Below are 721 nucleotides of genomic sequence, written 5' to 3'. Positions count from 1 at the left end.
CAGGATCCAATCTAGTTCGATCAATCCTCCATCCAGCAAAGAATTTCCAGCCGCAATACGCAGGAGGATCCCTAAAACCAACATAACGATTTGGGTCGCAAAAATACAATAAGCTGTTTTGCGGATGAGATCTTGCGTGTTCCCTTGTTCTTTTTTCCAGCTTTTTAGAATACAATATCCTAAATAATAGGAAATCATTTCAATATCATCACCACACTTAAACCAAGATAGACGATGATCCTCCAAATATGATTCATGCTTAATAGATTTTCAATCATTTGTTGATCCATCGCCGTATCAAGCAAACCTTGCTCGCTTAGAAATTGGAACAGATTCGGCTGAAAAATCAAACTGATCCCAACCATGAGCATCATTAGGGCTCCGATTCCATTGATAGCAGCCCCAATCAAAGAAACGAAACCAGCAATACTGTATAATGACTTTTTCTCCTGCTTCATCTTTCATTCTCCTTTTCACACCAGTTATCTCTTTCTTGTTTTTGTGACATCATGATACACTATAAATACTCTTGTGTCTTTAGAGATTTTGAGCAAAAAAACAAGATATTCACGATGCTCAATCCTTTAAATTCAGTGAAAAGAAATGGAGTTTGATAGAAAATGTTCGATTATTCAAGGTTTTACCGTATTTATACCCAACATTTAAGAAAATATTATGAAGTTTCTCAACAAAACCTGGCCAAAGCCATTCAAATCCCGAA

The 721-nt window shown here is 36.3% G+C and carries 2 protein-coding genes; both read right to left on the bottom strand.

Annotation, left to right across the window (positions count from 1 at the left end):
* Positions 1-198 (bottom strand): hypothetical protein (locus BO225_RS09450; RefSeq protein WP_143356815.1); only part of this gene is annotated, 198 nt, incomplete at its 3' end.
* On the bottom strand, positions 195-458 hold the full coding sequence (locus BO225_RS09445; protein ID WP_076341989.1) for a hypothetical protein: 264 nt from the start codon (positions 456-458) through the stop codon (positions 195-197). The genes BO225_RS09450 and BO225_RS09445, both read right to left, overlap by 4 nt.
* Between the last annotated feature and the right edge of the window lie 263 nt (positions 459-721).

Origin of the sequence: Dubosiella newyorkensis (genome assembly GCF_001945605.1) — a bacterium.
In the GTDB taxonomy this organism is placed as follows: Bacteria; Bacillota_I; Bacilli_A; order Erysipelotrichales; family Erysipelotrichaceae; genus Dubosiella; species Dubosiella newyorkensis.
Note: the sequence above shows the minus strand (reverse complement) of the source record. Positions and strands in the feature narration are given on the sequence as shown.

Excerpts from the sequence above, each read along its gene's own strand:
- BO225_RS09445 (WP_076341989.1), bottom strand. The coding sequence starts at position 458 with ATGAAGCAGGAGAAAAAGTCATTATACAGTATTGCTGGTTTCGTTTCT.